General features: G+C 63.5%; 1 protein-coding gene. It reads left to right on the top strand.

The window, feature by feature from the left end:
- Window positions 1-1,471: efflux RND transporter permease subunit (locus AC1DSN_RS22325; protein ID WP_477332988.1), on the top strand; the 1,471-nt coding region annotated here is incomplete at its 5' end.
- Window positions 1,472-1,588: the final 117 nt, after the last annotated feature.

Here is a 1,588-nt window from a genome sequence, read left to right on the forward strand (position 1 = left end):
GGAGGATATCGGCCGCCTGACGATCTCGACCCGCGCCCGCGAGGACATTTCCTATCCGGCGATGCGCGACCTGCAGGCACAGGTGGCGACAGCGGTGCAGAAGAACCCGGCGGTCAACCACGTCACCTCGATCGTCGGCAGCAATGGCCGCAGCTCGCTCAACAACGGCACGATCTGGGTGGAACTGAAGGACCGCGACCAGCGTCCGCCGCTCGACCAGACGCTGCGCGAACTCAGGCAGGCGACATCCAGGTTCGCCGGCATGAAGACCTTCATCACGCCGCAGCAAAGCCTGCGCTTTGGCGGGCGCGCGACGGCCAGCCAATACCAGCTCGTCGTTCAGGCGCTGAATGCCTCGCAGACCAGCGAATGGTCGGACAAGATTCAGACCGCGATGCGCGCCGACCGGACGCATTTCACCGACGTCACCTCCGACGCCCAGAACAACGCGATCGAAGCCAATATCAAGGTCGATCCGGAAAAGGCGGCGTCGTTCGGGATTACCGACGACCAACTGCGCAAGACGCTGCAGATGGCCTTCGGCGGTTATACGGCCGCCGAAATCCAGTCGACCGGCGACAGCTACGACGTCATCACCGAGTTCGACAATACCCAGCAGTGGAACGACCAGATGCTGCAGGGTGTCAGGGTGATGTCCTCGAACGGCTCACTGGTGCCGCTCTCGAACTTTGCGACGGTCGTGCGCCAGACGGCGCCGGTCACCATCAACCAGACCGGCCAGCTGGTCTCGACGACCGTGTCGTTCAACCTGCCGGCCGGCGTGTCGCTCTCGGACGCGACGGCGGCGATCGACCAGATCAAGACACAGCTGCAGATGCCGAATGACGTGTTCACCTCCTATGGCGGCACGGCGCAAATCTTCCAGCAGAGCCAGGGCAATACGCCGCTGCTGATTCTCGCTGCGGTGCTGACCATCTATGTGGTCCTCGGCGTGCTCTACGAGAGCTTCATCCACCCGCTGACGATCCTGTCGGGCCTGCCGGCTGCGGCCTTCGGAGCGTTGCTGGCGCTGAAACTGTTCGGTTTCGACCTGTCGATCATCGCACTGATCGGGCTGCTGATGCTGATCGGCATCGTCAAGAAGAACGCGATCATGATGATCGACGTGGCGGTGGAGACGATGCGCTCGAAGGGAGAAACGGCGGCCGTCGCGATCCACGAGGCCTGCGTGCGGCGTTTCCGGCCGATCATGATGACGACCTTCTGCGCCCTGCTCGGGGCGCTGCCGATCGCGCTCGGCACCGGTGCCTCGTCGGAACTGCGCCAGCCGCTCGGGGTCGCGGTGGTCGGCGGCCTGATCGTTTCCCAGGCGCTGACGCTGTTCATCACGCCCGTCATCTTCGTGGAGATGGACAGGCTTGGCCGCTTCCTCGGAAGGCTCTGGACGAAGAAGGACAAGGACCTGCACGAGGCAAACGACGACGCGCCGACGCAGATCGCTGCGGAGTGACGCCCCTGACCGCCGCCCGAAAAGAGACGGCGGACGGGCGCCAGCGCAGGTAACCTTAACCGATAACCTGAACGGACGACTCCGTTTGCATTAGTCACTGCTAAAGCTTCTTATAGG

Source organism: Luteibacter sp. P4_D7_3 (assembly GCF_056401735.1).